A 24,195-nucleotide genomic window follows, 5' to 3' on the forward strand; every position below is an offset into this window, starting at 1 on the left:
TTTCCGCTAGCACTGAAAACACCCGCCAAGGCGGGTGTTTGTGTATTTGGGCGAGGATGACGCGGGAATTAAACCGGCTCTTCGTCTAAATCTTCTTCAGCTTCATCCAGCTCCAGGTCGATATTCAACGGCTCTGGAGAGAGAATGATCCCGGTGCTGTCGGCGTAGACATAATCTTCCGGCAGAAAGCTTACCCCACCGAAATTCACCGGTACGTCGATTTCACCAAAGCCCTGGCCGGTTGCACCAACCGGAATTGAGGCCAGTGCCTGAATGCCCAGGTTCATGTCTTCCAGTTCATCCACTTCCCGGACACAGCCGTAGACGATAATGCCTTCCCACTCATTTTCTTCGGCGATAGCCGCGATTTCTGCGTCCACCAAGGCTTTGCGTAAGGAACCGCCTCCATCTATCAGCAGCACGCGGCCAACGCCATCCTGCTCGAGCGTTTCACGCAGCAACGTATTGTCTTCGAAACACTTGAGGGTTGTGATTTGCCCGGCAAAAGAGGCTCGGCCCCCAAAGTTGCTGAACATTGGCTCTACAACATCTACCTGATCCAGATAAACGTCACACAGTGCTGAGGTATTGTATTCCATAGCGTACCTTCCAAAACAGAAACGGTTGTCATTGAGTATATCTAGGTATTAAGTCAATGCAATGACAACTGTTTTTTAACTGACCAGAGTTTGAGCTACCACAATTGTTGCAAATAAAACGTTGGTCACCAGGGAGCATTTCACAATTGCCGGCATCATTGGGGCGATTTGCACCGGTTGCTGGGTATGCCACACGGCTTTGCCGTGCAGGGAAACTAAATAAAAACTGAGTAAGAAGGGCAGGCTAATCCAAACGGGTTTGTCTTGCAGCAGCAGGTAAGCGGCGAAGGCAACCAATGCACTGGCGAGCAGGATAAAGTGGTACTGTTTGGCTTTACGCTGGCCCAGGCGTACCGCGACAGTGCGTTTACCGCATGCGCTGTCGTTGTCGATATCACGCATGTTATTGATGTTCAGGACGGCTACCGCCAGTAGCCCGCAGCCCAGTGCGGGCAGGAACAGCGCAGTATCAACCTGGCCGGTGTGCAGGAAGTAAGTGCCGGAGACGCCAAGCAGGCCAAAAAACAGGAACACAGACAGATCCCCCAGTCCGACATAGCCGTAAGGCTTGCTGCCCATGGTATAGGCGATCGCCGCAATGATGGCAAGCACCCCCAGGCCGATAAAGGTCAGGATACTTTCCAGCGAGCTCAGCGCATAGAAAACCAGCACTAAGCCAGAAATGATGGTCAGTACGATATTGAATGCCAGGGCCTGCTTCATTTGTCTGGCACTGATCGCACCGGACTGCATTGCACGCTGTGGCCCGATACGTTGGTCGTTATCGGTACCCTTGACCGCATCACCATAATCATTGGCTAAATTGGATAAAATTTGTAATAGCGTCGCAGTCACCAAAGCCATTACAGCGATCATCGGTGAGAAGTGCCCGGTGGAATAGGCCAGGACGCTGCCGGTCAGAATAGAGACCAATGCTAGAGGTAATGTTTTCGGGCGAGCGGCTTCAAGCCAGATCTGCAATGAATGTTTCATGGTTTTTTCGTGCTAGTAACCTAAGTGCTCAGTATACGCATAATGGAGTCGATGCGCTATTGACCTGAGACAAGGCAGGCGGGGCGGCGGTATAAAAAAAGGCCGAGCCTATGGCTCAGCCTTTGCAAATAGCCTTTACCTGTAAGGGGTTACAGGATAAAGCGGCTCAAGTCTTCATCTTCGATGGTATCGCCCAGACGCGCTTTAACGTAGGCGGCATCAATGACGAATTTTTCACCGGGTTTCTCCGTGGCATCGTAGGAGATCTCGTCCATCAGGCGCTCCATTACGGTATGCAGTCGGCGCGCACCGATGTTTTCTGTGGTTTCATTGACGGTCCAGGCCGCTTCTGCGATTTGGTTAATGCCGTCTTCGGTGAACTCAATGTCCACCTGTTCGGTTTTCATCAGCGCGATGTACTGCTCGGTCAGTGACGCTTTTGGTTCAGTAAGAATGCGTTTGAAATCATCACTGGTCAGGGCTTCGAGTTCGACACGGATCGGCAGACGGCCTTGCAGTTCCGGGATCAGATCTGACGGCTTGGCTACCTGGAAGGCACCAGAGGCAACAAACAGGATGTGATCAGTTTTGACCATGCCGTGTTTGGTTGATACGGTGCTGCCTTCAATCAACGGCAGTAAATCGCGCTGCACACCTTCCCGTGAAACATCCGGGCCAGAGCTCTCACCGCGTTTACAGATTTTGTCGATCTCATCGATAAACACAATACCGTTGTTTTCAACGTTGAAAATCGCTGATTCTTTGAGCTCTTCCTGATTGACCAGTTTTGCGGCTTCTTCTTCAGTCAGGGCTTTAAACGCATCTTTGATTTTTAGCTTGCGGTTTTTCTTGGTGTTACCCGCCAGGTTCTGGAACATGCCCTGAAGCTGGTTGGTCATCTCTTCCATACCCGGAGGTGCCATGATCTCGACACCCATTTGTGGTGCGGCAACGTCGATCTCGATCTCTTTGTCGTCCAGCTGGCCTTCACGTAGTTTCTTACGGAAACTCTGGCGAGTGCTGGAGCTGGTTTCACTTTGCTCGGCCTGTCCCCAGGCATCACGCGCTGGCGGCAGCAGGGCATCCAGAATGCGTTCTTCCGCCAGCTCTTCGGCGCGGAACTTCACTTTTTCCATCGCTTGCTGGTGGGTCATTTTGACTGCGACATCGGTCAGATCGCGGATGATGGTTTCTACTTCTTTACCCACATAACCGACTTCGGTAAATTTGGTCGCTTCTACTTTGATAAATGGGGCATTGGCCAGTTTGGCCAGGCGACGGGCAATCTCGGTTTTACCTACGCCGGTCGGACCAATCATCAGGATGTTTTTCGGTGTTACTTCAACACGCAGGCTTTCTTCAAGCTGCATGCGGCGCCAGCGGTTACGAAGGGCAATCGCAACCGAACGTTTTGCGTTTTCCTGGCCAATGATGTGGCGGTTCAGTTCATGAACGATTTCGCGAGGAGTCATTTCAGACATATCAGTTCCTTACTCGTTACGCTTACGCTTCGGCGTCTGGTTGTGGCAGTTCAGCGGCGCTGTCCAGCTCTTCAACCGTATGGTGGTGGTTGGTGAATACGCAGATATCACCGGCAATATTGAGGGCCTTTTCGGCGATTTCACGCGCGTCTAAATCGGTGTTTTCCAGCAGGGCGGTTGCTGCCGCCTGGGCATAGGCGCCGCCTGAGCCAATCGCGATCAGATCGTTTTCTGGCTGCACAACATCACCGTTACCGGTGATGATCAGTGAAGCGGTTTCATCCGCTACGGCCAGCAGTGCTTCTAGCTTGCGAAGTGCGCGGTCGCTGCGCCAGTCTTTCGCCAGTTCAACTGCGGCTTTGGTCAGATGGCCCTGGTGCATTTGCAGTTTGCTTTCGAAGCGTTCAAACAGGGTAAAGGCATCCGCTGTACCACCGGCAAATCCTGCCAGCACTTTGTTGTTGTACAGGCGGCGCACTTTACGTGCATTGCCTTTCATTACGGTGTTGCCCAGAGAAACTTGGCCATCACCGGCGATGACGACTTTATTATTTCGACGTACAGATACAATGGTAGTCACGAGTCGACCTCTTGATTTCATTCTCGTTGGAGTTAATTAAGTATATGGGGGAGTGTTTTTTAGGATTCAAGGGGAGGGGTATTTTCTCAGGATGCGATTGGCTGGATTTGTGCCGATTGGCTGGCTTTGTCCGGCCTGATGCAGGTGAGACAAGAAAAAGGCCAACAATTGAAACTGTTGGCCTTTGAATCTCTTAGAGGTTCTCTTTCCAAATTGCACACGGCTCGATCTTGGCCCGTTGCAGCTTGTGGCGGTCTCTTTCCGCGTCTCGTTTGAACTTGTAAGGCCCCAGTACAACTCGATACCAGGAGCTGCCTTCTTTTTTACGGATTTGGCTGGAGATCCCCTGAAAAGCGATGGACAGTTTGCGGTCTTCTGCCTGAGCCAGGTTTTTATAAGCGCCACACTGCATGATATAAGGGATCTTAGAGACTTCGATCTCTTTGGCTACCACTTCAACTTCGCGTTTGGGCAGAGTCTCAACGTACTCCCACTTCTCCTCTGGTGGAGGAGGTAAGGCTTTCTTTGCCTTCGGCTTGCTGGTGGTTTTGGGTGCTTGCTCGGCCACAGGTTGTGGTGGCTCCGGATCATTACTGAGAATATAAAGGCCATAGCCAAAGCCTCCAACCAGCAAAATTGCCAGCAGGATACTGCGCCATGGTTTCTTCTTTGGCGGTTGTTTGCGCGGGGATTTCTTTGCGGTGCCCCGGCCGCGTCTTACATAATCTCTATTTGCCACGGTAACATCTGGTGTTTAACGGTTCTGCAAATATGTTAATCCAGATTGTGGAGAGAAAACACCCTATTGATGGAATCTTGCTAAGCGGGTGCCGAAAACGGCAGCAGAGCAATATGATGAAGAGCAATATGACGCAGCGCCATGTTAGCTAGAGCCATGTTAGGTAAAGAATGCGACGCAGAGGTGGGCGTCGCATTGAGAGCAGGTTATACCATCCTTGGGGCAGCGGCACTGCCGCGGATGATCAGTTTAGTGTCCAGCAACCGGGAGCCGGAGCGTACGTCATGGCCCTTGAGTAACTCCAGCATCATCAGCATTGCCTGGCGTCCAATCTCATAACGTGGCTGGGAAATGGTTGTCAGCGGTGGATCGCAGAACTCGGCGAACTGAATGTCATCGAAGCCAACCACCGACAGATCTTGTGGAACACGGTAGCCAAGCTTCTTCGCTTCCTGGATGGCACCAATCGCCATGGTGTCACAGTGACAGAAAACGGCCGTGGGCGGTTCAGGCAGTTCGAGCAGTTTGCGGATGGCTTGCGCTCCGCCTTCGAATGAGAAGTCGGTGACGATGCTGTATTTCGGCTCTTTGTTGATCCCGGCACGGCGCAATGCTTGTTGATAGCCCTGCTGGCGGAACTGACAAAGTACCGCGCTCTCCGGACCGGAGACCTGGGCAATCCGTCGGTGGCCTAGTTGCGTCAGGTAATTGACCGCATCGAATGCTGAGGTCAGGTTGTCGATGTGGACGGTGGGCAGCTCCAGCTCAGGGGCGAACTCACACGCCATGACCATCGGCGGCAGGTTCTTTTGTTCAGGTTTGCTGACATCAAACGGCAGGTCAGTACCGAGCAGTAACATGCCGTCGGCCTGTTTGGTAAAGACCAGGTTGACGAATGAGCTTTCACGGTTTTTCTGTTTTCCGCTGTCACCCAGCAACACTAAATAACCGTGCTCGGTGGCGGCGTCTTCTATGCCTCGAATGATTTCAGAAAAATACGGGTCGCAGATATCCGGCACAATGGTGACAATGGTTTTCGATTCATTGCGCCGCAGGTTGCGTGCTAATGAGTTTGGCGAATAGCCCGCTTCCAGTACCGCATTTTCAACTCTTTTGCGGGTGGAAGATGAGACTTTTTCCGGATTCATTAATGCTCTGGATACGGTGGCGGTGGATACCCCTGCAAGCTGGGCAACATCCTTCATTGTCGCCATAGTTAAACCCTCTCTTTATGTGCGCCAAATTGACGTAAAATTTTGTTGTAATGGCTGCCTGTGTGGTGATTCCACTTTAGGCTTTGCTAATTTGAATAGTCTATTCATTTCTAAATCAAAAGTTACGGGCTGATTAACAAAAACTGCATCCTTAGTGAGATGTCGATCACATTAAAAGGTAATTCATTACATGGTTAAACGTTTGCTAGCTGAGGTCTTGTGGTTCTATGTCTAAATTCCAGCGCACTTTCTTGACGTTTGGCAACATGTCGATAGCGGGTTTGGCACTGGCTAATAACTTTTGCATCAATGAGCGTTGCTGGGTTTGCAGCAACAACTGCCAGCGGTATTTACCTGCCCGCTTAGCAAGCGGAGAAGGGGTAGGGCCCAGCACCAGGCAGTTGTCATCAAATAAAGGGTGGGCTTCCAGGGTGAAACGTACCTGGCGCAGGAAGTCTTCGACGACTTCACTCTGGTTGGCTTCCGCTTTAAACAGGGTCAAGAAGCTGTAGGGTGGTAGCTGGGCGAGTTTACGCTCTTCCAGGGCGGTGGTGGCGAAGTGGCGATAGTCTTTTTCCAGCAGGGCTTGCAGCAAGCTGTGTTCCGGGTGGTGGGTCTGCAATATTACTTCACCCGGTTTGCTGGCACGTCCGGCCCGGCCCGCGACCTGAATAAACAGTTGCGCCAGTCTCTCGGAAGCGCGAAAGTCACTGCTATATAGAGAGCCGTCCACATCTAATAGTGCTACGAGTGTCACGTTAGGGAAGTGGTGACCTTTCGCCAGCATTTGCGTGCCGATCAGAATCTGATATTCACCACGGCGGATTGATTCAAGTGCGTCTTCTAAACTGCCTTTGCGGCGGGTACTGTCGCGATCGATTCGGATGGCTTTGAACTCGGGAAAGAGCTCGGCCAAATGCTGTTCAAGTTGCTCGGTGCCCACGCCGACGGTGACCAGGTGGGTGGAACCACAGCCCTGGCACTGGTGGATCACCGGCTGCTGTGAACCACAGTGGTGACAACGAATTTCATTACTGTATTGGTGGAAGGTGTAATACGCATCACAGCGTTTACACTCCGCAATCCAGCCGCATTCATGACACATCAGGGCCGGGGAGAAGCCGCGCCGGTTAAGAAACAGCATCACTTGGTTACCTGCCTGGAGGTGTTTGCGCATTTCAGCAATCAGTGAGGCTGACAGGCCGCTTTCCAGATACTGGCCTTTGATGTCGAGAACCTTGTTGGTTGTGGGGACGGCAGCGCCGGCACGCTGGGTCAGGGTTAAATGGTGATATTTGCCACTGAGGGCATTGTGCAGGGTTTCCAGTGCCGGTGTGGCCGAACCGAGAACGATCGGTACCTGCTCTTTATGCGCGCGCATTACAGCGACATCGCGGGCGTGATAACGCAGGCTGTCCTGCTGCTTGTAGGAGGTATCGTGTTCTTCGTCAACGATGATGATGCCGAGATCGGCAAAAGGGGTCAGCAGCGCGGAGCGGGTGCCGATCACGATCCCGGCGGCTTTGTCGCGCGCTGACAACCAGGCGTTAAGGCGCTCTGTCTCGTTGAGGCCGGAGTGGATCACGGCCACCGGTACATCAAAGCGCTGTTTGAAGCGGTTGATGGTTTGCGGGGTCAGGCCGATCTCCGGAACCAGCACCAGTGCTTGCCGGCCTTTTTCCAGTACTGGCTTAATCAGGTTGAGGTAGACCTCGGTTTTACCCGAGCCGGTGACCCCCTCAAGTAAATAGCAGGCGAAGCCCTGCTGGCTGTTGATGCTGGCGATCGCTACCGCTTGTTCATGGTTGAGTTTGGGCTTTTCGACGTGACGCTCAACCTGTTCTCCCCACGCAACGATAGTCGGACGTTTTTCAATTTTTGCCACCCAGCCTTTTTCCTGCAGTGCCTTAAGCACGGTTGACGAGATGTCCTGATCGAGCAGCTCCTGGTGCGGGATCGCGCCGTGACTCATCAGTTGCATGGCCCGTTGCTGTTTCACCGCGCGGCCAAGCCCTTTCATCAGTTGGTCTTTGCCCGTTTCGGTTAACTGCCACTCTTGCAGGGTAGCGAAGTCGGCGGCTTTGCCTTTGCGCAGCGCTGCCGGCAGCGCATTGTGCAGCGTGTCGCCCAACGGGTGTTGATAAAACTGGCTGCACCAGGCGAGCAGTGTATACAACTTATCTGACCAGAGTGGCTGCTGGTCGAGCACCGCTTTAAGCGGTTTAAGCTGCTCACGCGGAAAATCTGAGTGGTTGACCAGGGCGGTGACAATACCGACCAGGGTCTGGCGGCCGAACGGCACCGATACGCGTCCGCCAATGATCGGGAACAGATGATTGGGGATCAGGTAGTCGAACTGTTTGTCGAGCGGGACGGGCAGTGCCACTCGGGCGATGGTTGGACGCATAAAGTTTTAGCTATATAAGAAGGAAGGACGGTTTATAGTCTATTAAAACTGCGCCGGAAATTCGAGTCTGGTCGCCAAGAGGCCGGATTGTTACCCGGCCGGGATGGGATTGGTGAAAAAAGTGGCGAAAAAAGTGCCAAATGTGTTGATCCTGAAGTGGTGATTCATTACTATATCGCGCCTTGAGATATGGCTTCGGTGTTAATCGCAGCGGTATCGCACTTTTTAATGTTAATTGCGTGTGGTGTGCGGCATCGATTCGTATAGCGACACGGCCTACTATTGAGGTTATCCCATGAAAACTGGTATCCACCCAGAATACAAAGCAGTAAATGCAACTTGTTCTTGCGGCAACTCTTTTGAGTTCAACTCTACTCTAGCTAAGGAATCAATCCACCTAGACGTATGTGATAAGTGCCACCCATTCTACACTGGTAAGCAACGTATCGTTGATACAGGCGGCCGTGTTGATCGCTTCAACAAGCGTTTCGGTGCACTATCAAGCGGTAAGAAATAATAGTAGTTGCTATTATGATTACGGTTTAAAAAAGGACGCTACGGCGTCCTTTTTTCATTGCTGGCGCCGGAAAGAAAAATTATTCCGTTTATTTTTCCATCAGCTCTTGCATGTAAAACTGTGATCTGTATAATGCAGCGCACTGGTTAAGCCAGTTGTGAACCAATGAGCAGTGAGGAGCTGGCCAATCTTATTGATTTGTCAGGTAATGTATACTCAGCTTATGTTCGCGGTTAATACAATTAGCTCCTCTACTTCGGTAGAACAGTTAATCGAAAATTAACTGACAATGCTTCCTAATCTTGGAGGCTACGGTTTCACATAAATCAATCGCACATTCTCTCGTCTTAACGAGTCTGAGTGGCGATATTGTTTGTGTAATAAATAACTATTGGAGCTCTGTCTCATGCAGAACCAACGTATTCGTATCCGCCTGAAAGCTTTCGATTACAAACTGATCGACGCTTCTACTGCGGAAATCGTTGAAACAGCTAAGCGCACTGGCGCACAGGTTCGTGGTCCAATCCCACTGCCAACTCGTAAAGAGCGTTTCACAGTTCTTATCTCTCCACACGTTAACAAGAAAGCTCGTGACCAGTACGAAATCCGTACTCACAAGCGTCTAATCGACATCGTTGAGCCAACAGACAAAACTGTTGATGCTCTAATGCGTCTAGACCTTGCTGCGGGCGTTGACGTTCAAATTAGCCTAGGTTAAGGGAGATTAGAAGAATGATTGGTCTAATCGGTCGTAAAGTGGGCATGACCCGCGTATTTACTGAAGAAGGCGTTTCTATCCCAGTAACTGTTGTTGAGGTTGAAGCTAACCGTGTAACTCAAGTTAAATCTCTTGAGTCAGACGGCTACGCAGCAATCCAGGTTACAGCTGGTGCTAAGAAAGCTAACCGCGTATCTAAGCCAGAAGCAGGTCACTTCGCGAAAGCAGGTGTTGAAGCTGGTCGTGGTCTTTGGGAATTCCGTTTGGAAAACGGTGAAGAGTTTGAAGTTGGCGCTGAGCTAACTGTTGAACTGTTCAACGAAACTAAGAAAGTAGACGTTACTGGTACATCTAAGGGTAAAGGTTTCCAAGGCGCTGTTAAGCGTTGGAACTTCCGCACTCAAGATATGACTCACGGTAACTCATTGTCTCACCGTGCTCCTGGTTCTATCGGTCAATGTCAGACTCCAGGTCGCGTGTTCAAAGGCAAGAAAATGGCAGGTCACATGGGTGCTGAGCGTGTAACGACTCAAAACCTAGAGATCGTACGTGTTGACGCTGAGCGCAACCTGCTTCTTATCAAAGGTGCAGTACCAGGCTCAACTGGCGGCAACGTGATCGTTAAACCAGCTGTTAAAGCATAACGTCTCAGGAGTAAGTAATGGAACTAATGGTTAAAGGTGCCGATGCACTAACTGTTTCCGAAACTACTTTCGGACGTGAGTTTAACGAAGCTCTTGTACACCAAGTAGTTGTTGCGTTTGCAGCAGGTGCTCGTCAAGGTACTCGTGCTCAAAAAACACGTTCAGAAGTTTCTGGCGGTGGCGCTAAGCCATGGCGTCAAAAAGGTACTGGCCGTGCGCGCGCTGGTACAATCCGTAGCCCAATCTGGCGTACAGGTGGTGTTACTTTTGCTGCGAAACCACAAGATCACAGCCAAAAAGTAAACAAAAAAATGTACCGCGGTGCTATGAAGAGCATTCTTTCTGAGCTAGTTCGTCAAGAGCGTCTAATCGTTGTTGATAACTTCTCAGTAGAAGCACCAAAAACTAAAGAGCTAGTTGCTAAGCTTAAAGAGCTTGAGCTAACTGACGCTCTAATCGTGACTAGCGAAGTAGATGAGAATCTATTCCTAGCTGCTCGTAACCTATACAAAGTTGACGCACGTGACGTTGCTGGTATCGACCCAGTTTCACTAATCGCGTTCGACAAAGTTGTAATGACTGCTGAAGCAGTTAAGCAAGTTGAGGAGATGCTAGCATGATCACTGAAGAGCGTATCCTAAAAGTTCTACGTGCTCCGCACATCTCTGAAAAAGCAACTATGGCAGCTGAGAAAGCGAACACTATCGTTTTCAAAGTAGCTAAAGATGCAACTAAGAAAGAGATCAAAGCAGCTGTAGAAAAGCTTTTTGAAGTTGAAGTTAAGTCTGTAAATACTCTTATCACTAAGGGTAAGACCAAACGTCAAGGTCTACGCCAAGGTCGTCGTTCAGACGTGAAAAAAGCGTACGTTACTTTGAAAGAAGGTCAAGATCTTGACTTTGTTGGCGGCGCGGAATAACAGGAGTAGTTGAGAAATGGCTATTGTTAAATGTAAGCCGACTTCGGCTGGTCGTCGTCACGTTGTTAAAGTTGTTAACGCTGACCTACACAAAGGTAAGCCTTACGCACCTCTTCTAGAGAAAAACTCTAAGAACGGTGGTCGTAACAACAACGGTCGTATCACAGTACGTCACATCGGCGGTGGTCACAAGCACCACTACCGTCTAGTTGACTTCAAACGTACTAAAGACGGCATCCCAGCGACAGTTGAGCGTCTAGAATACGATCCAAACCGTAGCGCAAACATTGCTCTAGTTCTTTACAAAGACGGTGAGCGTCGCTACATCCTAGCACCTAAAGGTGTTCAAGCGGGTGATGTGATTCAGTCTGGTGTTGATGCACCAATCAAAGCTGGTAACACACTGCCAATGCGTAACATCCCAGTAGGTTCAACAGTACACAACGTTGAACTTAAGCCTGGTAAAGGTGGTCAGCTAGCTCGTTCGGCTGGTGCTTACGCTCAAATCGTTGCTCGCGACGGTGCGTACGTAACTATCCGTCTACGTTCTGGCGAGATGCGCAAAGTACTTTCTGAAGGCCGTGCAACGCTCGGTGAAGTTGGTAACTCTGAGCACATGCTACGTGAACTAGGTAAAGCTGGTGCTAGCCGCTGGCGCGGTGTTCGTCCAACCGTTCGCGGTGTGGTAATGAACCCGGTAGACCACCCACACGGTGGTGGTGAAGGCCGTACTTCTGGTGGTCGTCACCCAGTATCTCCTTGGGGTATGCCAACTAAAGGCTTCAAGACCCGTAAGAACAAACGCACTGACAAGTACATCGTACGTCGTCGTAACAAGTAATCTATATAAGAGGATAAGCCATGCCACGTTCTCTCAAGAAAGGTCCATTTATTGACCTACACTTGCTGAAGAAGGTAGAGAAAGCGGTGGAAAGCGGAGACAAAAAGCCTATTAAGACTTGGTCCCGTCGCTCAATGATCATTCCATCAATGATCGGTTTGACCATCGCTGTCCATAATGGTCGTCAGCACGTTCCAGTATTTGTAACTGATGAAATGATCGGTCACAAACTGGGTGAATTCGCACCTACACGCACTTACCGCGGCCACGCTGCGGATAAGAAAGCTAAGAAGCGCTAAGGAGTAGATAATGGAAGCAATTGCTAAACATAACTTTGCTCGCATTTCGCCTCAGAAAGCTCGCTTAGTTGCGGATCAAATCCGTGGTAAATCTGTTGACCAAGCTCTAGAAATCCTAACTTTCAGCAACAAAAAAGCTGCTGATCTAGTTAAGAAAGTTCTTGAGTCAGCTATCGCGAACGCGGAGCACAACGAAGGTGCAGATATCGACGATCTATCAGTCGCTAAAATCTTCGTAGATGAAGGCCCAATCATGAAGCGTATTATGCCTCGTGCTAAAGGTCGTGCGGATCGTATCTTGAAGCGTTCAAGCCACATCACTGTTGTTGTAGCAGATCGCTAAGAGACTAGGAGAGTAAGCAATGGGTCAAAAAGTACATCCAAATGGTATTCGTCTAGGCATCGTTAAGCCTTGGAATGCTACATGGTTTGCTAACACCAAAGATTTCGCTGACAACCTAGACGGCGACTTCAAGGTACGTCAGTTCCTTACAAGCGAACTGAAAAAAGCGTCTCTATCACGCATCGTTATCGAGCGTCCTGCTAAGAGCATCCGTGTGACTATTCACACTGCTCGTCCAGGCGTTGTTATCGGTAAGAAAGGTGAAGACGTAGAGAAGCTACGCGCAGCTGTAGCTAAAATTGCAGGTGTACCAGCGCAAATTAACATCGCTGAAGTACGTAAGCCTGAACTAGATGCGCAACTTGTTGGTGACAGCATCGCGTCTCAGCTAGAGCGTCGTGTGATGTTCCGTCGCGCTATGAAGCGTGCGGTACAAAACGCTATGCGTCTAGGTGCTAAAGGTATCAAAGTGGAAGTAAGCGGTCGTCTAGGCGGCGCTGAAATCGCACGTTCTGAGTGGTACCGTGAAGGCCGTGTGCCTCTACACACTCTACGTGCTGACATTGATTACGCAACTTCTTCGGCTCACACTCAATACGGTGTGATCGGCATTAAAACTTGGATCTTCAAAGGTGAGATCCTAGGTGGTATGCCAGCAGCTAACGCTGTAGAGCCTAAAGGCGATAAGCCTAAGAAGCAGCGTAAAGGCCGTAAGTAAGGAGTCGACAGATGCTACAACCTAAACGTACTAAGTTCCGTAAGGTTCAGACTGGTCGTAACCGTGGTCTAGCTAAAGGTACTGATGTAAGCTTCGGTACTTTCGGCTTGAAAGCTGTAGGCCGTGGTCGTCTAACTGCTCGTCAAATCGAAGCAGCACGTCGTGCTATGACGCGTCACGTTAAGCGTCAAGGTAAAATCTGGATCCGTGTGTTCCCAGACAAGCCAATCACTGAAAAACCACTTGAAGTTCGTCAAGGTAAGGGTAAAGGTAACGTTGAGTACTGGGTAGCCCAAATCCAACCTGGTAAGGTTATGTACGAAATGGACGGTGTACCTGAAGAATTGGCGCGTGAAGCGTTCCGCCTAGCGGCTCGTAAACTGCCATTCAAGACTACATTTGTAACTAAGCAGGTGATGTGATGAAAGCACAAGATCTACGCGAAAAGAGCGTTGAAGAGCTTAATGCTGAGCTTTTGAATTTGCTACGTGAACAGTTCAACCTGCGCATGCAGGCTGCGACTGGTCAGCTACAGCAAACTCATACTCTGAAAGCTGTACGCCGTGATATCGCACGTGTGAAAACTGTTTTGACTGAGAAGGCAGGCGCATAATGAGCGACAAAATCCGTACTCAACAAGGTCGTGTTGTTAGCGATAAGATGGACAAGTCTATCGTTGTTGCTATCGAACGTTTCGTAAAACACCCAATTTACGGAAAATACGTGAAGCGCACGACTAAAGTTCACGCACATGATGAAAACAACGAGTGTGGCCTAGGCGATACAGTTGAAATTCGTGAGTGTCGTCCACTGTCTAAGACTAAGTCTTGGACTTTGGTAAAAGTTCTAGAAAAAGCTAAAGGTTAATCCTAGCTAGTTCTATGAAATTAAACGGCTCCAAAATTATTTTTGGGGCCGTTTATTTTTTGACTACCCAATTGAAAAAAAGGGTGGTACAATTCGCGTCCCTTTTAAAGAGGCAGCCCGACCCGAGAGGGTCTAGTTTTTTTATAATTTAGCGGAGCACTAACATGATCCAAATGCAAAGTATGCTGGACGCAGCTGATAACTCAGGCGCACGCAGCGTAATGTGTATTAAGGTTCTGGGTGGCTCTCACCGCCGTTATGCACATATCGGTGACGTTATCAAAGTTACTGTTAAGGAAGCAATTCCTCGCGGTAAAGTTAAAAAAGGTGACGTTCTGAAGGCGGTGGTAGTGCGCACCCGTAAAGGCGTACGTCGTCCTGACGGTTCTGTCATTCGCTTCGACCGAAATGCTTGCGTATTGTTGAACGACAATACAGAGCAACCAATCGGTACACGTATCTTTGGTCCTGTGACACGCGAACTTCGTGGCGATAAGTTCATGAAGATCGTTTCACTGGCTCCAGAAGTTCTGTAAGGAGCACGTAGAAATGGCAGCTAAAATCCGTCGTAACGACGAAGTAATCGTTCTTGCTGGTAAAGACAAAGGCAAGAAAGGTAAAGTAACTAAGGTTCTCGCAACTGGTAAAGTTATCGTTGAAGGTATCAACCTTGTTAAGAAGCACCAAAAGCCGGTACCGGCTCTAGGTCAACAAGGTGGCATCGTTGAACAAGAAGCAGCTATTGATGCTTCTAACGTTGCAATCTTCAATGCAGCAACTGGTAAAGCGGACCGTATCGGTTTCCGTTTTGAAGAAGGTAAGAAAGTACGCTTCTTCAAGTCTAACGGTGAAACAATTAAGTAATTTGGAGTTCTACTATGGCGAAACTGCATGATTACTACAAGTCGTCTGTAGTCGCTGAACTGACCAAACAGTTCGGTTACACAAGCGTCATGCAAGTCCCTAGAATCGAGAAAATCACCCTAAACATGGGTGTTGGTGAAGCAATCAACGATAAGAAACTGCTAGAAAACGCAGCATCTGATATGGCAACGATCTCTGGTCAAAAGCCACTTATCACTAAAGCGCGTAAATCTGTTGCAGGTTTCAAAATCCGTGAAGGCTACCCTATCGGTTGTAAAGTAACCTTGCGTGGCGAACGTATGTGGGATTTTCTTGAGCGTTTGATTTCTATCGCTCTTCCACGTGTACGTGACTTCCGTGGTGTTAGCGCTAAGTCTTTTGACGGACGCGGTAACTACAGCATGGGCGTTCGCGAGCAAATCATCTTCCCGGAAATCGACTTTGATAAAGTTGATCGAGTACGCGGTCTAGACATCACTGTTACGACGTCTGCTGGTACTGATGAGGAAGGCCGTGCTCTGCTGGCTGCCTTTAACTTCCCATTCCGTAAGTAAGGTGAAGGGTTACTGTTATGGCTAAAAATTCAATGAAAGCACGTGAAGCAAAACGTGCGAAGCTGGTAGCTAAGTTCGCTGAGAAGCGTTCTGCGCTTAAAGCTATCATTAGCGATGTAAACGCATCAGAAGAAGATCGTTGGAATGCGGTTCTTAAACTGCAATCTCTTCCACGTGATTCAAGTGCATCACGTCAGCGCAACCGTTGTAACCAAACTGGTCGTCCACACGGTTACCTACGTAAGTTCGGTCTAAGCCGTATCAAAGTTCGCGAAGCTTGCATGAAAGGCGAGATTCCTGGACTTCGTAAGGCTAGCTGGTAATTGCCACTTAATCATTTGGAGTAAAGTTTATGAGCATGCAAGATCCGATTTCGGATATGCTGACCCGTATTCGTAACGGTCAGGCAGCAAACAAAGTTGCTGTTAAAATGCCTTCTTCAAAGCTTAAAGTTGCAATTGCTGCACTACTTAAAGCTGAAGGTTACATCGTTGACTTCGCTGTAGAAGGCGAAGCAAAACCTGAGCTAGAAGTTACTCTTAAGTACTTCCAAGCTAAACCAGTAATTGAGCAACTTAAACGTGTTTCTCGTCCAGGTCTACGTGTTTACAAGAAGAAAGATGATCTTCCTTCTGTAATGGGTGGTCTTGGTGTTGCTATCGTTTCAACTTCCAAGGGTCTTATGTCAGACCGTGCTGCACGTAAAGCAGGTCTTGGTGGTGAAATCATCTGCTACGTAGCGTAATAGGAGTAGAATATGTCTCGTGTTGCTAAAGCACCTGTCGCTATTCCAGCTGGCGTAGAGGTGAAACTAAACGGCCAAGAAATCACTGTAAAAGGTGCTAAAGGCGAACTTACTCGCGTTCTTAACGACGCAGTAGTTGTTGCTCAGGAAGAAAACAATCTTACTTTCGGTCCACGCGAAGGTGTTGCTAACGCATGGGCTCAAGCAGGTACTGCTCGTGCTCTAGTTAACAACATGGTTGTTGGTGTTACTGAAGGCTTTACTAAGAAGCTGACTCTAAAAGGTGTTGGTTACCGTGCTGCTATCAAAGGCAACGCTGTTGGCCTAACACTAGGCTTCTCTCACCCAGTTGAGCACGAGTTGCCAGCGGGTATTAAAGCTGAATGTCCAAGCCAAACTGAAATCGTGATCACTGGTTGTGACAAACAACTTGTTGGTCAGGTTGCGGCTGACATTCGTTCTTACCGTGAGCCTGAGCCATACAAAGGCAAAGGTGTTCGTTACGCAGATGAAAATGTGCGTACTAAAGAAGCTAAGAAGAAGTAAGGTAACACTATGGATAAGAAAGCATCTCGCATCCGTCGTGCTACACGCGCACGTCGTAAGATTGCAGAACTGGGTGCAACTCGCCTAGTAGTACACCGTACTCCTCGTCACGTGTACGCACAGGTTATTGCAGCTAACGGCTCTGAGGTTATCGCAGCAGCTTCTACTGTAGAAAAAGCGATCCGTGAGCAAGTTAAGAACACTGGTAACATCGAAGCAGCTAAAGCAGTTGGTAAAGCTGTTGCTGAACGCGCTCTTGAAAAAGGCGTTGAAGTAGTTGCATTCGATCGCTCTGGTTTCCAATACCACGGTCGAGTAGCGGCGCTAGCAGAATCTGCTCGCGAAGCTGGTCTGAAATTCTAAGGTAGGGTTGGAAGATGGCTAAAGAACAACAAGTTCAAGCGAATGATTTGCAAGAAAAGCTAATCGCAGTTAACCGCGTTTCTAAAACGGTTAAAGGTGGTCGAATCATGAGCTTCACTGCGCTAACAGTAGTTGGTGACGGTAACGGTCGTGTAGGTTTCGGTTACGGCAAAGCTCGTGAAGTACCTGCAGCGATCCAAAAAGCAATGGAAAAAGCACGTCGTAACATGACTACGATCGCGCTTAACGAAGGCACTCTTCACCACCCGGTGAAAGGTCGCCACTCGGGCTCTAAAGTTTACATGCAGCCTGCTGCAGAAGGTACTGGTGTTATCGCAGGTGGTGCGATGCGTGCAGTACTAGAAGTTGCTGGTGTACACAACGTACTATCTAAAGCATACGGTTCTACGAACCCTATCAACATCGTTCGTGCAACGATCGATGCACTAGGTAGCATGAAGTCGCCAGAAATGGTTGCTGCTAAACGTGGTCTAACTGTTGAATCTATTTCGGAGTAAGAACACCATGGCAACTATTAAAGTAACTCAAACTAAAAGCTCAATTGGTCGCCTACCAAAGCACAAAGCGTGCTTGAAAGGTCTGGGCCTTCGTAAAATCAACCACACAGTAGAACTTGAAGATACTCCGTGCGTTCGCGGTATGATCAACAAGGTTTACTACATGGTTAAAGTTGAGGAGTAATCAGAATGCGTTTGAATACTCTATCACCGGCTGCGGGTTCTAAGCCTTCTGCGAAGCGCGTAGGTCGTGGTATCGGTTCTGGCCTTGGTAAAACTGGTGGCCGTGGCCACAAAGGTCAAAAGTCACGTTCTGGCGGTAAAGTTCGTCCAGGTTTCGAAGGCGGTCAGATGCCTCTGAAACAACGTCTGCCAAAATTCGGCTTCACTTCTCGTAAGAGCCTAGTGTCTGCTGAAGTTCGTCTAGCTGAGCTAGCGAAAGTTTCTGGTGACGTGGTCGATCTAAACAGCCTTAAAGCTGCTAACATCATCACTAAGAACATCGAATTCGTTAAAGTTGTTCTTTCTGGTGAAATTAACAAAGCAGTGACTGTTAAAGGTCTACGTGTGACTAAAGGCGCTAAAGCTGCAATCGAAGCTGCAGGCGGTAAAATCGAGGAATAATCTCGAGGAACGAGGTACAGATGGCTAAGAAACCAGGACAAGATTTTCGTAGTGCTCAGAGCGGCTTAAGTGAACTAAAGTCGCGCTTGTTATTCGTAATTGGTGCACTTTTAGTATTCCGAGCAGGCTCTTTTGTGCCGATTCCTGGTATTGACGCTGCTGTACTTGCCGATTTGTTCGAACAGCAAAAAGGTACCATCGTGGAAATGTTTAATATGTTTTCCGGTGGTGCTCTTGAGCGTGCATCTATATTAGCGTTGGGCATCATGCCGTATATTTCGGCATCTATTGTTGTCCAACTGCTAACTGTAGTTCATCCAGCGTTAGCTGAACTCAAAAAAGAGGGTGAAGCAGGCCGTCGTAAGATCAGCCAATACACACGCTACGGCACGCTTGTACTTGCAACTTTCCAGGCTATTGGTATTGCAACAGGCTTACCAAACATGGTCGACAATCTGGTTGTTATCAACCAAACCATGTTTACGCTTATTGCTACCGTAAGTTTAGTAACCGGCACCATGTTTTTGATGTGGTTAGGTGAACAAATTACAGAGCGTGGAATTGGTAACGGTATTTCGTTACTGATTTTTGCAGGTATTGTTGCTGGATTGCCTAATGCAATCGGTCAAACAATCGAGCAAGCGCGTCAAGGTGAATTGCATGTACTTCTTCTGTTGCTAATCGCGGTATTAGCTTTTGCAGTCATTTACTTCGTTGTTTTCATGGAACGTGGTCAACGCCGTATTATCGTTAACTACGCGAAGCGTCAACAAGGTCGTAAAGTATTTGCTGCACAAAGCTCGCATCTGCCACTTAAAATTAATATGGCCGGTGTTATTCCAGCGATTTTTGCATCAAGTATTATCCTGTTCCCAGGAACACTGGCTCAGTGGTTTGGTCAGAATGGTGAGAGCAGCGCGTTCGGTTGGTTAACTGACGTGTCTTTGGCTCTTAGCCCAGGTCAGCCCCTGTATGTAATGCTTTATGCAGCAGCAATTATCTTCTTCTGTTTCTTCTACACGGCGTTGGTATTCAACCCGCGTGAAACAGCAGATAACTTGAAGAAGTCCGGTGCATTCGTACCCGGTATCCGCCCAGGTGAGCAGACAGCGAAATATATTGATAAAGTGATGACACGTTTAACCCTTGCGGGTGCACTGTACATTACCTTTATCTGTCTGATTCCCGAGTTCATGATGGTCGCGTGGAACGTACGTTTCTACTTCGGCGGTACATCACTACTTATCGTGGTGGTTGTAATTATGGACTTTATGGCACAGGTACAGACTCATCTGATGTCTCAACAGTATGATTCTGTGTTGAAGAAAGCGAATCTGAAAGGCTACGGCCGTTAATCCGGCGGTAGACTCAGTTTCAATTACGGAGTTTAGCAATGAAAGTTCGTGCTTCCGTTAAAAAAATCTGCCGTAACTGTAAAGTAATCAAGCGCAACGGTGTTGTTCGCGTGATTTGCAGTGAGCCAAAGCACAAGCAGCGCCAAGGCTAATTAGCAGAAATTTTTACTTGAAATAGAAGGTTGGGTCGAGTATATTCCTCGGCCTACCTTTTGCGTGCAAAAGAAGTAGTATCCCGCAGCGTATCCATAACGGGCTTTGCTGCGGCTAATTCTTTTATAGAAACACTAGGAGTGAATAATGGCCCGTATAGCAGGCATTAACATTCCTGATCAAAAACACGCTGTAATCGCACTTACTGCGATCTACGGCATCGGTAAAACTCGCTCTCAAGCTATCCTAGCTGAAGTGGGTATTGCTGAAGATGTTAAGATCAGTGAACTAACTGAAGAGCAGATCGATCAACTGCGTGATGGTGTAGCTAAGTACACTGTAGAAGGTGATCTACGTCGTGAAGTATCTATGAACATCAAGCGTCTTATGGACCTTGGCTGTTACCGTGGTCTTCGTCATCGTCGCAGTCTACCACTACGTGGACAGCGTACTAAAACCAACGCTCGCACCCGTAAGGGTCCGCGTAAGCCGATCAAGAAATAATCGGGAAGGTAGAGTACAATGGCTAAACAACCAACTCGCGCTCGTAAGCGCGTACGCAAGCAAGTTGCAGATGGCGTTGCGCACATCCATGCTTCTTTCAATAACACAATCGTAACCATTACTGACCGTCAAGGTAACGCTCTTGCATGGGCTACTGCAGGTGGTTCTGGTTTCCGCGGTTCTCGTAAGTCTACTCCGTTCGCTGCACAGGTTGCTGCTGAGCGTTGTGCTGAAATGGCTAAAGAATACGGTCTAAAGAACTTGGAAGTTATGGTTAAGGGTCCTGGTCCAGGTCGTGAATCTACTGTTCGCGCACTGAACGCCGCTGGTTTCCGCATCACAAACATCGTTGATGCTACACCAATCCCTCATAACGGTTGTCGTCCACCTAAGAAACGTCGCGTATAACGTTTCTAGGACTATTGGAGAAGAATCATGGCAAGATATTTGGGTCCTAAGCTGAAGCTTAGCCGTCGTGAAGGCACTGACTTGTTCCTTAAGTCTGGTGTTCGAGCGATCGATACCAAGTGTAAAATTGATAACGCACCAGGTGTACACGGCGCTCGTCGCGGTCGTCTATCTGAGTATGGCGTTCAGCTTCGTGAGAAGCAAAAAGTTCGTCGTATGTACGGCGTTCTAGAAAAACAATTCCGTAACTACTACAAAGATGCTGCACGTCTTAAAGGCAACACAGGTGAAAACCTGCTTCAGCTTCTTGAAGGTCGTCTTGATAACGTAGTTTACCGCATGGGCTTTGGCGCAACTCGCGCAGAAGCACGTCAGCTAGTTAGCCACAAAGCTATCCTAGTTAACGGTAAAGTTGTAAACGTTCCTTCTTTCAAAGTAGCGGCTAACGACGTTGTGACTATCCGCGAGAAAGCTAAACAGCAAGCTCGTATTAAGGCAGCTCTAGAAGTTGCTGAACAACGCGAAAAACCAACTTGGATTGAAGTCGATGCTGGCAAAATGGAAGGTACATTCAAGCGTATGCCTGAACGTTCTGACCTATCAGCTGACATCAACGAACAATTGATCGTCGAGCTTTACTCTAAGTAAGGTTTAAACTAAAGAGAGGACACAATGCAGGGTTCTGTAACAGAATTTCTTAAGCCACGTCTTGTTGATATCGAACAAATCAGCACGACTCACGCAAAAGTAACTCTTGAGCCATTAGAGCGTGGCTTTGGTCATACTCTAGGTAATGCACTTCGCCGCATTCTACTATCTTCTATGCCAGGTTGTGCAGTGACAGAAGTAGAAATCGAAGGCGTACTTCATGAGTACAGCACAAAAGAAGGCGTACAAGAAGACATTCTTGAAATCCTTCTAAACCTTAAAGGTTTGGCTGTTCGCGTTGCCGAAGGCAAAGATGAAGTATTCATTACACTGAATAAATCAGGCTCGGGCCCTGTGGTTGCAGGTGACATCACCCATGATGGTGATGTAGAGATCGCTAACCCTGAACACGTTATTTGTCACCTAACGGATGACAACGCTGAAATCGCTATGCGTATTAAAGTGGAACGTGGTCGTGGTTATGTTCCAGCTTCAGCTCGTATCCATACTGAAGAAGATGAGCGTCCAATCGGTCGTCTACTTGTAGACGCTACTTACAGCCCAGTAGACAAAATTGCCTACGCTGTAGAAGCGGCTCGTGTAGAGCAACGTACCGACCTGGATAAGCTTGTTATCGATATGGAAACGAACGGTACTCTTGAACCTGAGGAAGCAATCCGTCGTGCAGCTACTATCCTAGCTGAACAACTGGATGCGTTCGTAGATCTTCGTGATGTACGTGTACCTGAGGAGAAGGAAGAGAAGCCAGAATTCGATCCGATCCTACTGCGTCCTGTAGACGATCTTGAACTAACAGTTCGCTCTGCTAACTGTCTGAAAGCAGAAGCGATTCACTACATCGGTGATCTAGTACAACGTACTGAGGTTGAGCTACTTAAAACGCCTAACCTGGGTAAAAAATCTCTTACTGAGATTAAAGATGTACTTGCGTCACGTGGTCTGTCTCTGGGCATGCGCCTAGAAAACTGGCCGCCTGCATCAATCGCTGAAGATTAATCGATACTAGTTAGAAGGATTAGGTCATGCGCCATCGTAAGAGTGGTCGTCAACTCAACCGCAACAGCTCACATCGTAAAGCGATGTTCAGCAACATGGCTAGCTCTCTAGTACGTCATGAAGTTATCAAGACTACTTTGCCAAAAGCAAAAGAGCTACGTCGCGTAGTTGAGCCTTTGATTACACTAGCTAAGACTGACAGTGTTGCTAACCGTCGTCTAGCATTTGCACGTACTCGTGACAACGAAGTAGTTGCAAAACTATTTAACGAACTAGGTCCACGTTTTGCTGCTCGTCAGGGCGGTTACACTCGTATCCTAAAAGCTGGCTTCCGTGCTGGTGATAAAGCTCCAATGGCTTACATTGAGCTTGTAGATCGCCCAGCTGCTGAAGAAGCTGCTGAGTAATCAGTTCGTAAGAACGAAAAAGCCGAGCGTTAGCTCGGCTTTTTTGTTTCTGCACTGTTTAGAGTGTTAGTGACAAGAGCAACGCTTGGCCACATCCTGGTATGCCAGCGCACCGGGCGCTATTTTGCGCCAGACCAAAGACCGCCTAACGACGTCAACAGCCCGTCACTCGCCCCCTGCTCACTGAGGTATCCGATTATCAGCGGAGCAAACTGGCCAATCATCGACGGATCCAATCCCACACTTTCAAACACGGCTTGCACCTTCTGAAGGCTCTCTACATTACCCAGCAGGCTCTGCACACTGCCTAATTCCGACAAACCCGGGATGAAGGATTGCAGTTCCTCGCTATGTTGTGCTGAAAGCTGACTCTGGGCCAATGCCAGCAGTGCGCCACTGCCTGTGGTCGCTTGTTCGGTGGAAATAGGCAATTGACCGGTCAAAAGCTCAGTGATTGGTGAAGGCTCGCTGTACAATCCATTGCCCACCATATCCATTAAGCTTTGTTGTTCATCCTGTTCGACGATGGTGTCAAGGAAGGCATAGGATTGGGTTGTGGCCAGTGAGAGCAGTAACCAGATCGACGCGCGTTTATCCATAGGGAAGCTCCTTACAATGCGTTACTTATCCAGATTGGTATTATCAGTTCATGAGATGGCTGGTTGCGGGCAGGCGTGTTGTCCTACTTTATTGTAGACAAAAAAAGCGGCGCTAATGCGCCGCCTGAGAGACTATATGTGAGCGAGGCTCAATTATAGGATGTCTAGTAGTTCTACTTCGAAGACTAGTGCTGCGAACGGAGGGATAGCTGCACCCGCGCCGCGCTCACCGTAAGCAAGATCGTGTGGGATGTACAGTTTCCACTTAGAACCGACAGGCATTAGTTGCAGTGCTTCAACCCAGCCTTTGATCACGCCAGTTACCGGGAATTCAGCTGGTTGGCCGCGAGATACTGAGCTATCGAATACGGTACCGTCAGTCAGTTCACCGTGGTAGTGAACGCGTACTTGTTTGTCAGAAGTCGGTACTTCACCGTTACCTTCAGTGATCACTTCGTACTGTAGGCCAGACTCAAGTACGGTTACTTCTGGACGCAGTGCGTTGTCTTTCAGGAATGCTTCGCCGTCTGCAGCTGCAGCTTTAGCCGCTTCTTGACGCGCAGCTTCTGCGCGAGTGTGCAGTTCTTGCAGTGCTTTGTTAATTTCGTCGATTTCAATCGATGGCATCTCGCCAGTCAGTGCTGTCGCAATACCCGCTGCGATAGCATCAACATTAAGGCCTTCCAGACCAGCACCTGCAAGTTGTTGACCCATTTGCAGACCAATACCGTAGCTTGCTTTTTGCTCTACAGTTTCAAATTTAATTTCAGACATGAAAGTCGCTCTTGTTAGGAGTGAGAAAGCAGACAGGATAGCAGTTTCACGCACAGGTTTAAATGGTAGCGCTATATTGGCGTCAAACAGGCCTCATGATGTGACTTATCTCTTACTCCAAGTGAAATTTCTGCCAATTTTAGTCAAAACGGATTTTCCTTCGGTGAAAATTATATACTCTCCGCGCTGGTATTTTTATACTGAAGCTACCAAGTGTTGTCATGCTCTGAACGGGGC

General features: G+C 48.6%; 38 protein-coding genes. 29 read left to right on the top strand and 9 right to left on the bottom strand.

Annotated elements, in window-relative coordinates; genetic code table 11:
• Positions 1 to 68 precede the first annotated feature (68 nt).
• From rraA to priA, 7 genes are all read right to left on the bottom strand, one after another.
• Entirely contained in the window at positions 69 to 599 is a 531-nt protein-coding gene (gene rraA, locus P2G85_RS05425) for a ribonuclease E activity regulator RraA (RefSeq protein ID WP_275863097.1), read from the bottom strand.
• Positions 600 to 674: 75 nt separating this feature from the next.
• Complete coding sequence (locus P2G85_RS05430; RefSeq protein WP_275863098.1) at positions 675 to 1,592, bottom strand: 1,4-dihydroxy-2-naphthoate polyprenyltransferase; 918 nt, start codon at positions 1,590 to 1,592, stop codon at positions 675 to 677.
• Positions 1,593 to 1,741: 149 nt separating this feature from the next.
• Positions 1,742 to 3,073 carry an HslU--HslV peptidase ATPase subunit gene (gene hslU, locus P2G85_RS05435; RefSeq protein WP_275863099.1) on the bottom strand — a complete coding sequence of 444 codons (1,332 nt, stop codon included), beginning with the start codon at positions 3,071 to 3,073 and terminating at the stop codon, positions 1,742 to 1,744.
• Between the two features lie 22 nt (positions 3,074 to 3,095).
• Positions 3,096 to 3,653, bottom strand: a complete 558-nt coding sequence (gene hslV / locus P2G85_RS05440; protein WP_275863100.1) for an ATP-dependent protease subunit HslV — start codon at positions 3,651 to 3,653, stop codon at positions 3,096 to 3,098.
• Positions 3,654 to 3,846: 193 nt separating this feature from the next.
• Positions 3,847 to 4,392, bottom strand: a complete 546-nt coding sequence (ftsN, locus tag P2G85_RS05445; RefSeq protein WP_275863101.1) for a cell division protein FtsN — start codon at positions 4,390 to 4,392, stop codon at positions 3,847 to 3,849.
• 206 nt (positions 4,393 to 4,598) lie between these two features.
• Positions 4,599 to 5,606 (bottom strand): DNA-binding transcriptional regulator CytR, encoded by a 1,008-nt coding sequence (cytR, locus tag P2G85_RS05450; protein WP_275863102.1) that lies wholly within the window; start codon positions 5,604 to 5,606, stop codon positions 4,599 to 4,601.
• 205 nt (positions 5,607 to 5,811) lie between these two features.
• Complete coding sequence (gene priA / locus P2G85_RS05455; RefSeq protein ID WP_275863103.1) at positions 5,812 to 8,013, bottom strand: primosomal protein N'; 2,202 nt, start codon at positions 8,011 to 8,013, stop codon at positions 5,812 to 5,814.
• Positions 8,014 to 8,308: 295 nt separating this feature from the next.
• Between priA and rpmE the strand changes: the two genes are divergently transcribed.
• The 29 genes from rpmE (at position 8,309) to rplQ (ending at position 22,585) form a co-directional block, all read left to right on the top strand.
• Positions 8,309 to 8,530 (top strand): 50S ribosomal protein L31, encoded by a 222-nt coding sequence (gene rpmE, locus P2G85_RS05460; protein ID WP_275863104.1) that lies wholly within the window; start codon positions 8,309 to 8,311, stop codon positions 8,528 to 8,530.
• 406 nt (positions 8,531 to 8,936) lie between these two features.
• Positions 8,937 to 9,248: a 30S ribosomal protein S10 gene (gene rpsJ, locus P2G85_RS05465; protein WP_004410492.1), complete on the top strand. Its 312-nt coding sequence runs from the start codon at positions 8,937 to 8,939 to the stop codon at positions 9,246 to 9,248.
• 14 nt (positions 9,249 to 9,262) lie between these two features.
• Entirely contained in the window at positions 9,263 to 9,892 is a 630-nt protein-coding gene (gene rplC, locus P2G85_RS05470) for a 50S ribosomal protein L3 (protein WP_275863105.1), read from the top strand.
• Between the two features lie 17 nt (positions 9,893 to 9,909).
• Positions 9,910 to 10,512 (top strand): 50S ribosomal protein L4, encoded by a 603-nt coding sequence (gene rplD, locus P2G85_RS05475; protein ID WP_005435074.1) that lies wholly within the window; start codon positions 9,910 to 9,912, stop codon positions 10,510 to 10,512.
• Complete coding sequence (gene rplW, locus P2G85_RS05480; RefSeq protein ID WP_004398471.1) at positions 10,509 to 10,811, top strand: 50S ribosomal protein L23; 303 nt, start codon at positions 10,509 to 10,511, stop codon at positions 10,809 to 10,811. Before rplD ends, rplW begins: the two co-directional genes overlap by 4 nt.
• A gap of 16 nt (positions 10,812 to 10,827) precedes the next feature.
• Complete coding sequence (gene rplB / locus P2G85_RS05485; protein ID WP_275863106.1) at positions 10,828 to 11,652, top strand: 50S ribosomal protein L2; 825 nt, start codon at positions 10,828 to 10,830, stop codon at positions 11,650 to 11,652.
• Positions 11,653 to 11,672: 20 nt separating this feature from the next.
• Positions 11,673 to 11,951, top strand: coding sequence for a 30S ribosomal protein S19 (gene rpsS, locus P2G85_RS05490; protein WP_010318762.1), 279 nt, complete (start codon positions 11,673 to 11,675; stop codon positions 11,949 to 11,951).
• Positions 11,952 to 11,961: 10 nt separating this feature from the next.
• Positions 11,962 to 12,294 carry a 50S ribosomal protein L22 gene (gene rplV, locus P2G85_RS05495; RefSeq protein WP_275863107.1) on the top strand — a complete coding sequence of 111 codons (333 nt, stop codon included), beginning with the start codon at positions 11,962 to 11,964 and terminating at the stop codon, positions 12,292 to 12,294.
• Positions 12,295 to 12,313: 19 nt separating this feature from the next.
• A complete protein-coding gene (gene rpsC, locus P2G85_RS05500) occupies positions 12,314 to 13,012 on the top strand; it encodes a 30S ribosomal protein S3 (RefSeq protein ID WP_005383161.1) in 699 nt (232 codons plus the stop codon).
• Positions 13,013 to 13,023: 11 nt separating this feature from the next.
• Positions 13,024 to 13,434 carry a 50S ribosomal protein L16 gene (gene rplP / locus P2G85_RS05505; protein WP_006075723.1) on the top strand — a complete coding sequence of 137 codons (411 nt, stop codon included), beginning with the start codon at positions 13,024 to 13,026 and terminating at the stop codon, positions 13,432 to 13,434.
• Positions 13,434 to 13,625 (top strand): 50S ribosomal protein L29, encoded by a 192-nt coding sequence (rpmC, locus tag P2G85_RS05510; protein WP_004410456.1) that lies wholly within the window; start codon positions 13,434 to 13,436, stop codon positions 13,623 to 13,625. Before rplP ends, rpmC begins: the two co-directional genes overlap by 1 nt.
• On the top strand, positions 13,625 to 13,879 hold the full coding sequence (gene rpsQ / locus P2G85_RS05515; RefSeq protein ID WP_275863108.1) for a 30S ribosomal protein S17: 255 nt from the start codon (positions 13,625 to 13,627) through the stop codon (positions 13,877 to 13,879). Before rpmC ends, rpsQ begins: the two co-directional genes overlap by 1 nt.
• Positions 13,880 to 14,043: 164 nt before the next feature.
• On the top strand, positions 14,044 to 14,415 hold the full coding sequence (gene rplN, locus P2G85_RS05520) for a 50S ribosomal protein L14 (protein WP_004410450.1): 372 nt from the start codon (positions 14,044 to 14,046) through the stop codon (positions 14,413 to 14,415).
• 13 nt (positions 14,416 to 14,428) lie between these two features.
• A complete protein-coding gene (gene rplX / locus P2G85_RS05525) occupies positions 14,429 to 14,743 on the top strand; it encodes a 50S ribosomal protein L24 (protein WP_275863109.1) in 315 nt (104 codons plus the stop codon).
• 14 nt (positions 14,744 to 14,757) lie between these two features.
• Entirely contained in the window at positions 14,758 to 15,297 is a 540-nt protein-coding gene (gene rplE / locus P2G85_RS05530; protein ID WP_275863110.1) for a 50S ribosomal protein L5, read from the top strand.
• A gap of 17 nt (positions 15,298 to 15,314) precedes the next feature.
• Complete coding sequence (rpsN, locus tag P2G85_RS05535; protein WP_004745888.1) at positions 15,315 to 15,620, top strand: 30S ribosomal protein S14; 306 nt, start codon at positions 15,315 to 15,317, stop codon at positions 15,618 to 15,620.
• Between the two features lie 29 nt (positions 15,621 to 15,649).
• Positions 15,650 to 16,042, top strand: a complete 393-nt coding sequence (rpsH, locus tag P2G85_RS05540; protein WP_275863111.1) for a 30S ribosomal protein S8 — start codon at positions 15,650 to 15,652, stop codon at positions 16,040 to 16,042.
• A 12-nt stretch (positions 16,043 to 16,054) separates the two neighbouring features.
• A complete protein-coding gene (gene rplF / locus P2G85_RS05545) occupies positions 16,055 to 16,588 on the top strand; it encodes a 50S ribosomal protein L6 (protein ID WP_275863112.1) in 534 nt (177 codons plus the stop codon).
• Between the two features lie 9 nt (positions 16,589 to 16,597).
• The gene (gene rplR, locus P2G85_RS05550; RefSeq protein ID WP_275863113.1) at positions 16,598 to 16,951 is read left to right on the top strand and encodes a 50S ribosomal protein L18; all 354 of its coding nucleotides are present in this window, start codon (positions 16,598 to 16,600) and stop codon (positions 16,949 to 16,951) included.
• Positions 16,952 to 16,965: 14 nt separating this feature from the next.
• Positions 16,966 to 17,469, top strand: coding sequence for a 30S ribosomal protein S5 (gene rpsE / locus P2G85_RS05555; protein WP_004745894.1), 504 nt, complete (start codon positions 16,966 to 16,968; stop codon positions 17,467 to 17,469).
• 7 nt (positions 17,470 to 17,476) lie between these two features.
• Entirely contained in the window at positions 17,477 to 17,653 is a 177-nt protein-coding gene (gene rpmD / locus P2G85_RS05560) for a 50S ribosomal protein L30 (protein ID WP_004410429.1), read from the top strand.
• 5 nt (positions 17,654 to 17,658) lie between these two features.
• Positions 17,659 to 18,093, top strand: a complete 435-nt coding sequence (rplO, locus tag P2G85_RS05565) for a 50S ribosomal protein L15 (protein WP_275863114.1) — start codon at positions 17,659 to 17,661, stop codon at positions 18,091 to 18,093.
• 20 nt (positions 18,094 to 18,113) lie between these two features.
• Positions 18,114 to 19,448 (top strand): preprotein translocase subunit SecY, encoded by a 1,335-nt coding sequence (gene secY / locus P2G85_RS05570; protein WP_275863115.1) that lies wholly within the window; start codon positions 18,114 to 18,116, stop codon positions 19,446 to 19,448.
• Positions 19,449 to 19,486: 38 nt separating this feature from the next.
• Positions 19,487 to 19,600: a 50S ribosomal protein L36 gene (gene rpmJ / locus P2G85_RS05575; protein ID WP_000868186.1), complete on the top strand. Its 114-nt coding sequence runs from the start codon at positions 19,487 to 19,489 to the stop codon at positions 19,598 to 19,600.
• Between the two features lie 148 nt (positions 19,601 to 19,748).
• Positions 19,749 to 20,105: a 30S ribosomal protein S13 gene (gene rpsM, locus P2G85_RS05580; protein ID WP_005450559.1), complete on the top strand. Its 357-nt coding sequence runs from the start codon at positions 19,749 to 19,751 to the stop codon at positions 20,103 to 20,105.
• 18 nt (positions 20,106 to 20,123) lie between these two features.
• Positions 20,124 to 20,513, top strand: coding sequence for a 30S ribosomal protein S11 (rpsK, locus tag P2G85_RS05585; RefSeq protein ID WP_001118870.1), 390 nt, complete (start codon positions 20,124 to 20,126; stop codon positions 20,511 to 20,513).
• 27 nt (positions 20,514 to 20,540) lie between these two features.
• The gene (rpsD, locus tag P2G85_RS05590; RefSeq protein ID WP_275863116.1) at positions 20,541 to 21,161 is read left to right on the top strand and encodes a 30S ribosomal protein S4; all 621 of its coding nucleotides are present in this window, start codon (positions 20,541 to 20,543) and stop codon (positions 21,159 to 21,161) included.
• 24 nt (positions 21,162 to 21,185) lie between these two features.
• Positions 21,186 to 22,178, top strand: coding sequence for a DNA-directed RNA polymerase subunit alpha (gene rpoA / locus P2G85_RS05595; RefSeq protein ID WP_102471322.1), 993 nt, complete (start codon positions 21,186 to 21,188; stop codon positions 22,176 to 22,178).
• A 26-nt stretch (positions 22,179 to 22,204) separates the two neighbouring features.
• Positions 22,205 to 22,585, top strand: a complete 381-nt coding sequence (gene rplQ / locus P2G85_RS05600) for a 50S ribosomal protein L17 (RefSeq protein ID WP_005383141.1) — start codon at positions 22,205 to 22,207, stop codon at positions 22,583 to 22,585.
• A 119-nt stretch (positions 22,586 to 22,704) separates the two neighbouring features.
• On the opposite strand, the gene P2G85_RS05605 is transcribed toward rplQ, so the two are convergent.
• Positions 22,705 to 23,184 carry a DUF2780 domain-containing protein gene (locus tag P2G85_RS05605; RefSeq protein WP_275863117.1) on the bottom strand — a complete coding sequence of 160 codons (480 nt, stop codon included), beginning with the start codon at positions 23,182 to 23,184 and terminating at the stop codon, positions 22,705 to 22,707.
• A 153-nt stretch (positions 23,185 to 23,337) separates the two neighbouring features.
• Positions 23,338 to 23,958 carry an FKBP-type peptidyl-prolyl cis-trans isomerase gene (locus P2G85_RS05610; protein WP_275863118.1) on the bottom strand — a complete coding sequence of 207 codons (621 nt, stop codon included), beginning with the start codon at positions 23,956 to 23,958 and terminating at the stop codon, positions 23,338 to 23,340.
• Between the last annotated feature and the right edge of the window lie 237 nt (positions 23,959 to 24,195).

It is taken from the genome of Vibrio sp. CAU 1672, from assembly GCF_029223195.1.
GTDB lineage: Bacteria > Pseudomonadota > Gammaproteobacteria > Enterobacterales > Vibrionaceae > Vibrio.

Bases quoted from the DNA above. Each gene is read 5' to 3' on its own strand.
- rplW (WP_004398471.1), top strand. From the start codon at position 10,509: ATGATCACTGAAGAGCGTATCCTAAAAGTTCTACGTGCTCCGCACATC.
- rpoA (WP_102471322.1), top strand. From the start codon at position 21,186: ATGCAGGGTTCTGTAACAGAATTTCTTAAGCCACGTCTTGTTGATATC.
- secY (WP_275863115.1), top strand. From the start codon at position 18,114: ATGGCTAAGAAACCAGGACAAGATTTTCGTAGTGCTCAGAGCGGCTTA.
- rpsD (WP_275863116.1), top strand. From the start codon at position 20,541: ATGGCAAGATATTTGGGTCCTAAGCTGAAGCTTAGCCGTCGTGAAGGC.
- cytR (WP_275863102.1), bottom strand. From the start codon at position 5,606: ATGGCGACAATGAAGGATGTTGCCCAGCTTGCAGGGGTATCCACCGCC.
- rpsN (WP_004745888.1), top strand. From the start codon at position 15,315: ATGGCTAAAAATTCAATGAAAGCACGTGAAGCAAAACGTGCGAAGCTG.
- priA (WP_275863103.1), bottom strand. From the start codon at position 8,013: ATGCGTCCAACCATCGCCCGAGTGGCACTGCCCGTCCCGCTCGACAAA.
- rplC (WP_275863105.1), top strand. From the start codon at position 9,263: ATGATTGGTCTAATCGGTCGTAAAGTGGGCATGACCCGCGTATTTACT.
- rplD (WP_005435074.1), top strand. From the start codon at position 9,910: ATGGAACTAATGGTTAAAGGTGCCGATGCACTAACTGTTTCCGAAACT.
- rplV (WP_275863107.1), top strand. From the start codon at position 11,962: ATGGAAGCAATTGCTAAACATAACTTTGCTCGCATTTCGCCTCAGAAA.
- P2G85_RS05610 (WP_275863118.1), bottom strand. From the start codon at position 23,958: ATGTCTGAAATTAAATTTGAAACTGTAGAGCAAAAAGCAAGCTACGGT.
- rplR (WP_275863113.1), top strand. From the start codon at position 16,598: ATGGATAAGAAAGCATCTCGCATCCGTCGTGCTACACGCGCACGTCGT.
- rpmD (WP_004410429.1), top strand. From the start codon at position 17,477: ATGGCAACTATTAAAGTAACTCAAACTAAAAGCTCAATTGGTCGCCTA.
- rplN (WP_004410450.1), top strand. From the start codon at position 14,044: ATGATCCAAATGCAAAGTATGCTGGACGCAGCTGATAACTCAGGCGCA.
- rplX (WP_275863109.1), top strand. From the start codon at position 14,429: ATGGCAGCTAAAATCCGTCGTAACGACGAAGTAATCGTTCTTGCTGGT.
- P2G85_RS05430 (WP_275863098.1), bottom strand. From the start codon at position 1,592: ATGAAACATTCATTGCAGATCTGGCTTGAAGCCGCTCGCCCGAAAACA.
- rplP (WP_006075723.1), top strand. From the start codon at position 13,024: ATGCTACAACCTAAACGTACTAAGTTCCGTAAGGTTCAGACTGGTCGT.
- rpsH (WP_275863111.1), top strand. From the start codon at position 15,650: ATGAGCATGCAAGATCCGATTTCGGATATGCTGACCCGTATTCGTAAC.
- rplF (WP_275863112.1), top strand. From the start codon at position 16,055: ATGTCTCGTGTTGCTAAAGCACCTGTCGCTATTCCAGCTGGCGTAGAG.
- rplO (WP_275863114.1), top strand. From the start codon at position 17,659: ATGCGTTTGAATACTCTATCACCGGCTGCGGGTTCTAAGCCTTCTGCG.
- rraA (WP_275863097.1), bottom strand. From the start codon at position 599: ATGGAATACAATACCTCAGCACTGTGTGACGTTTATCTGGATCAGGTA.
- rpsQ (WP_275863108.1), top strand. From the start codon at position 13,625: ATGAGCGACAAAATCCGTACTCAACAAGGTCGTGTTGTTAGCGATAAG.
- hslU (WP_275863099.1), bottom strand. From the start codon at position 3,073: ATGTCTGAAATGACTCCTCGCGAAATCGTTCATGAACTGAACCGCCAC.
- rpsE (WP_004745894.1), top strand. From the start codon at position 16,966: ATGGCTAAAGAACAACAAGTTCAAGCGAATGATTTGCAAGAAAAGCTA.
- P2G85_RS05605 (WP_275863117.1), bottom strand. From the start codon at position 23,184: ATGGATAAACGCGCGTCGATCTGGTTACTGCTCTCACTGGCCACAACC.
- rpmC (WP_004410456.1), top strand. From the start codon at position 13,434: ATGAAAGCACAAGATCTACGCGAAAAGAGCGTTGAAGAGCTTAATGCT.
- rplE (WP_275863110.1), top strand. From the start codon at position 14,758: ATGGCGAAACTGCATGATTACTACAAGTCGTCTGTAGTCGCTGAACTG.
- rpsK (WP_001118870.1), top strand. From the start codon at position 20,124: ATGGCTAAACAACCAACTCGCGCTCGTAAGCGCGTACGCAAGCAAGTT.
- rplB (WP_275863106.1), top strand. From the start codon at position 10,828: ATGGCTATTGTTAAATGTAAGCCGACTTCGGCTGGTCGTCGTCACGTT.
- rpsJ (WP_004410492.1), top strand. From the start codon at position 8,937: ATGCAGAACCAACGTATTCGTATCCGCCTGAAAGCTTTCGATTACAAA.
- rpsM (WP_005450559.1), top strand. From the start codon at position 19,749: ATGGCCCGTATAGCAGGCATTAACATTCCTGATCAAAAACACGCTGTA.
- rpsC (WP_005383161.1), top strand. From the start codon at position 12,314: ATGGGTCAAAAAGTACATCCAAATGGTATTCGTCTAGGCATCGTTAAG.
- rpsS (WP_010318762.1), top strand. From the start codon at position 11,673: ATGCCACGTTCTCTCAAGAAAGGTCCATTTATTGACCTACACTTGCTG.
- rplQ (WP_005383141.1), top strand. From the start codon at position 22,205: ATGCGCCATCGTAAGAGTGGTCGTCAACTCAACCGCAACAGCTCACAT.
- rpmE (WP_275863104.1), top strand. From the start codon at position 8,309: ATGAAAACTGGTATCCACCCAGAATACAAAGCAGTAAATGCAACTTGT.
- rpmJ (WP_000868186.1), top strand. From the start codon at position 19,487: ATGAAAGTTCGTGCTTCCGTTAAAAAAATCTGCCGTAACTGTAAAGTA.